Annotated in this window: 5 protein-coding genes; 3 read left to right on the top strand and 2 right to left on the bottom strand. The window is 52.3% G+C overall.

All coding sequences use genetic code 11. The features are described 5' to 3' along the window. Positions 1 to 81: 81 nt before the first annotated feature. Complete coding sequence (locus FJ147_27435; GenBank protein MBM4259618.1) at positions 82 to 1,041, bottom strand: DUF1329 domain-containing protein; 960 nt, start codon at positions 1,039 to 1,041, stop codon at positions 82 to 84. A 63-nt stretch (positions 1,042 to 1,104) separates the two neighbouring features. Between FJ147_27435 and FJ147_27430 the strand changes: the two genes are divergently transcribed. Further along, positions 1,105 to 2,406 (top strand): acyl-CoA dehydrogenase, encoded by a 1,302-nt coding sequence (locus FJ147_27430; protein MBM4259617.1) that lies wholly within the window; start codon positions 1,105 to 1,107, stop codon positions 2,404 to 2,406. A 152-nt stretch (positions 2,407 to 2,558) separates the two neighbouring features. Here the strand turns inward: FJ147_27430 and FJ147_27425 are convergent, their stop codons facing one another. After that, entirely contained in the window at positions 2,559 to 3,089 is a 531-nt protein-coding gene (locus FJ147_27425; GenBank protein ID MBM4259616.1) for a PPOX class F420-dependent oxidoreductase, read from the bottom strand. Positions 3,090 to 3,127: 38 nt separating this feature from the next. On the opposite strand from FJ147_27425, the gene FJ147_27420 reads away from it, so the two are divergent. Together FJ147_27420 and FJ147_27415 are read left to right on the top strand one after the other, a co-directional pair. Then, complete coding sequence (locus tag FJ147_27420; protein MBM4259615.1) at positions 3,128 to 3,901, top strand: DUF3782 domain-containing protein; 774 nt, start codon at positions 3,128 to 3,130, stop codon at positions 3,899 to 3,901. Positions 3,902 to 4,065: 164 nt separating this feature from the next. After that, positions 4,066 to 4,437, top strand: coding sequence for a sigma-70 family RNA polymerase sigma factor (locus tag FJ147_27415; protein ID MBM4259614.1), 372 nt, complete (start codon positions 4,066 to 4,068; stop codon positions 4,435 to 4,437). Positions 4,438 to 4,632: the final 195 nt, after the last annotated feature.

Below are 4,632 nucleotides of genomic sequence, written 5' to 3'. Positions count from 1 at the left end.
CCAGACCCTGTATGCCGTGCGGGAGAGTTTGTTTAGTCATTACCTTCGCGCTGAACTACAAAACCCTCATGTCACGGCTTGTTAAGGTCCAAAGCGTAAGTCCTGTTCGATATAAATGAGCTCGCCACCAGGTCCATATTGTTCGGTACGCAGCGGATAGAAATGGTGTTGGTCAACCCAATAGAGAATACGCGGGGCGTAATAGTCCTGCAGCCAGTCAGCCTTGGCTTTTGCTTCCAAGATGAAGCAGGGAACACCGCCAGTTGGCGTATAATGAGCATATTCTTCTCCCATTAGCTTGAGTGATTTTGCCGCGACATCTTTCATGGTGCCTTCACCGGACATGAGCGTAATGGTTTGGCGGGTGGTCGGGAAACGCACGGTTTCAGTCAGCACATCAGTGCCGACAAAACGCCAAGAAAATTCCCACGCATCACGTCCAAGGAAGTCATCAAACGTAATCGGTTGATCAGGGAATCGATCTTGTCGTCGCGGCTGGGGAAAGCGTCGTACGCGCCGAAGTATCGGGGAGTAGCCAAACATATCGGTTTTCGTGGTCGCTTGTTGATCGGTGCGATGATGCACCATGAGCAACTGGTTGCCGAGGTTCTCCGGTGGCGCCGTGTCTTGCGAAAGCCAGCGCGTAAAGACTTCTCCAGGCTTCTTTTGTAGATATCCTTCCAGTCCTTCAGGCTGGTCATGCGTCACAAGCACGATGATCTTACCACTAAAGAGATAACCGGTGTGCATGATCGACCCATAATCTTCGATCTGCACATGGTTCCACCGCGCCATATGCGGAAATTCCATTGAGCGAATACCAATTTCTTCAGCGGTATACGGGGCAGTGAACGGATAGGGTTCGGCAGGAAAGTACGGCAGTGTGGTCGATCGCGGCGTGTCACTGCGAAGATCCAGAGCCTTGCGCTCGTCTTCAGATAACTCTTTGAGATATTTCCAACTACGGCCCTCCGCTTGCAACAGCACTGGCCACAAGAGCGTTACAGCAAATAACAACAAACACCCATACGCACCGGTCATGCCTCTATCTCCTCTTTCGCTAATTCAACCGTAAGAGATCACCACAAACAATATTTCGTGCCTATGTGCAACACCATATACACCACTTCTCCACCTTTTGTTGTTTGCTCGCTCTGTGGTAAGGATATGTCTTCAGCACAACGGTGCACGGCCAACAGAATCAAAAAGGACGAGTTTATGGACTTCAAGTTTAGTGACAAAGAAGAAGCGTTTCGCTTGAAATTTCGCAGTTGGCTGGAAAACAATATCCCGCGTGACTGGCGTGATGGTGGAGAACTGCACGATCCTGATACCAAAGAAGAGTTTGAACGACGCCGGGCATGGCATCGTACCCTCTACAATGGCGGGTGGATGTGTCTGCACTGGCCCAAAGAGTATGGTGGCCGTGGTGCAACGTTGATCGAGCAAGTCATTTATCAACAAGAACTCGACCGCGCCAAGGCGCCGCCTACGGTCAATTTTCAAGGCATCGCGCGTGTGGGACCAACCCTCATGCAATGGGGCACCGCGGAACAGAAGGCACGTCACATTCCTAAGATCCCTCCAGCAGAAGAAATCTGGTGTCAGGGATTATCTGAACCGAATCATGGTTCAGATCTCGCCGCCGTCGAAACCCGCGCGGTCGATAACGGTGATCACTTCATCGTCAACGGATCCAAAGTGTGGACGTCTAACGCGCACCATGCAGACTTCACCACCCTACTCTGCCGCACTGATCCCGACGCACCAAAGCATCGTGGACTCAGTTATCTATTGGTTGATATCAAAAGCCCAGGTATTGAGGTTCGCCCGTTGATCCAAATCACCGGCGAACATGGCTTTAATCAAGTCTTCTTTGAGGATGTGAAAGTGCCGAAGGCAAACCTCGTTGGGCAGATAAACCAAGGTTGGATGGTAGCAATGACCAACATGATGTTCGAGCGCACCATTCACGGTGGCCGCACCGACATGATGGTCGAAGTCAAACAACTCACCGAGCTCGCGCGCAAAGTGGAATATAACGGACACCTCGCTTGGGAGGATGAATACGTGCGCCAGCGTATCGCCCAGTTTGCCTGTGAAGCCGAAGCGCTAAAGTACACCAGTTTTCGTCAACTCACTAAGCAGTTGAAAGGCTTGCCACCGGGACCCGAAGGCTCGATGATGAAACTCGGGACCAGTGAGCTGAATCTTCGTATTCAAGCGTTTGCTATGGAGTTGTTAGGACCATACAGTCAGTTCGAATATCGAGCGCCTGGCGCAGTCGATTCAGGAAAGTGGTCGCACCGCCTGTTAGCCTCTCGCCGGAGCACGATTGCAGCAGGCTCTAATGAGATTCAGCACAACATAATTGGAGAACGAGTGCTAGGATTGCCGAAAGGGTAAGGTACAAGCGTTCAGCGGTCAGCAGTCAGCGTTCAGCAAGAACAAGGAAACGGATTGCCTACGGCCTCTATGTCGTATCAAAAGTCACGGAGATGTTGTCGGTTTCTTGTCTGGCTGAAAGCTGATAGCTGAGCGCTGATTGCTATATGTCCTCATTGCCGTGGCGGCCCAGCCCGCAGCGCCATATCCCACGAGATCCACTTCTCCGGACGAATGATTAACAGCACGCGCGGTTCTGTCTTCATGCGCGCCATACGCGCTTCGACATGGGCAGGGTCGACATATTTTTCGACGATCGTCCGTGTTGGTCCCCAGATATCAGTTTCTTCGATCGTGGCGCGGCCTTCGACAATCACTGTCTTGAAACCAGTAACATCATCAATACATAAAGTGACGCGCGGATCACGTTTGAGGTGGTTGTATTTGAAGCGCGAGCGGGTCGTTGAAATCTGAAAGACCTCGCCCGTCCAGTGAAACCACATCGGATTGAGTTGCGGCGAACCATCTTTGCGAATCGTGCCCAGGACCGCGTTCCTGCGTTCAGCGAGAAACTGCTCAATTTCGTCTTTTTCGAGTGCCATCGTCCAACTCCTTATTTTTATCGTGTCGAAGAATGAGCGGAACGTATCCCGTAACCAAGGCAAACTCAACGACAGAATGAATCCGGTCTCATGCGGGCTCATAAGCTTGTCTGCTGTTTCAAGGAACGGTAACCTACAGTGTGAAGGGACCTGTGTACGATATGTCGCTTGCCGAAATTCTGAAGAGTTTTCCGCCTGAGCAGCAACCAGCGATTGCTCTGTTAGCCGAGACCTTACGCGAAGAGTATAGAGCCAAAACGTCGGACTTCGACGACGTGAAAGCTGTGGTGCGGGATCTTGCTGAAGCGCAAAAGCGAACCGAATCGCGCATAGAAGAGCTAGCTCAAGCGCAACTTGCTCTTGCTGAGGCACAGAAACGGACTGAGCTGCGAGTTGAAGAGTTGGCTCAAGCCCAAAAACGGACGGAAGCCCGGGTCGAAGAGCTCGCTCAGAACCTTGCAACACTCACGTATGCAGTGCAGCGAAATGAGAGCGCTCTAGAGAGGTTCCATAGAACGTTCGAGGCTAAGATTGGTGGCCTTGGCGCGCGGTGGGGCTTACAAACTGAAGAATCGTTCCGCGAAGGCATGAGAGCGATTTTGCAGGAAGTCGGGTTTACCGTCGAGCGATTTTGGGATCTCGACACGACCGGCGAGGTTTTTGGCATTCCCGATCAAGTCGAGTTGGATGCAATCATAAAGAACGGAAAGGTCATTGTAGTCGAAATTAAATCGTCGCTGGACAAAGGAGCAGTCTATCAGTTTGCACGAAAGGCTGAGTTCTATGCTCGGAAGACCGGGCGACATGTTGATCGCAAGTTAATTGTAACTCCGTATGCCGATCCGGGAGCGCAAGACGTAGCGACCAAGCTCGGGGTAGAAGTGTGCACAGATGTGCATAGCTTGCAGCTCTAAATGCTTACCAGCCCTTGATCGTAAGGACTGCCTTCACAGAACCTCTACGTCGCAGGGGATTGGGTTGGCCCCGAAGGTCTGTTAGCTGATGCCAGTTTTGCCAGTGCCAAACGAGCAGTTGACGTGCTTATTCAGCACACGCCAGAGAGAATCGCTGCGTGACTATGCATCAAGCCGCACCTCTCACTGAGCAGCTATTTCGTGAACACGAGCGTTTCTTATGGCGTCTTTGTTATCGCCTCACCGGCTGTGCAGCCGATGCGGATGACATTGTCCAAGAGACTTTCGTCCGTGCGCTGGAACACCCTCCAGCAGGTACCGAAGATCCTTGGCGTCCATGGCTGGTGCGAGTGGCAATGAACTTGGGACGCGATGTGTTGCGTCGCCGCAAACGTCGCTCCTATATAGGGCCGTGGCTCCCCTCTCCTATCGAAACTGGGGATGAGGCTGCACCACCTGCATACGAGGCAGTAGTAGATGGCCAGCTATCAACTGAAGGGCGCTATGATACGGCGGCACAGTTTCCAGCTCCGTAGTTTACCGTAGGGCGGGCACAGCTCACCGAATGTCCTTTAACGGGTTTGCGGAAGGTGGGCCGTGCCCACCCATCCCTGTAAAGGTCTGAATCTTTCATGATTTCGCGGGTTCTGCTGAGATAGGCGCGTGTCGTGGGGAGAAACTCAAGTTCAGGGAGAGAGAAGGGAACACGCGATGATCTTAGGAGCATGCTT

It is taken from the genome of Deltaproteobacteria bacterium (assembly GCA_016874775.1).
Classification (GTDB): domain Bacteria; phylum Desulfobacterota; class Binatia; order Bin18; family Bin18; genus VGTJ01.
Note: the sequence above shows the minus strand (reverse complement) of the source record. Positions and strands in the feature narration are given on the sequence as shown.

What these genes read in the sequence shown, in the direction of transcription:
- FJ147_27435 (MBM4259618.1), bottom strand. Translation starts at nt 1,041, where the DNA reads ATGACCGGTGCGTATGGGTGTTTGTTGTTATTTGCTGTAACGCTCTTG.
- FJ147_27425 (MBM4259616.1), bottom strand. Translation starts at nt 3,089, where the DNA reads ATGAGCCCGCATGAGACCGGATTCATTCTGTCGTTGAGTTTGCCTTGG.
- FJ147_27415 (MBM4259614.1), top strand. Translation starts at nt 4,066, where the DNA reads ATGCATCAAGCCGCACCTCTCACTGAGCAGCTATTTCGTGAACACGAG.
- FJ147_27430 (MBM4259617.1), top strand. Translation starts at nt 1,105, where the DNA reads ATGTGCAACACCATATACACCACTTCTCCACCTTTTGTTGTTTGCTCG.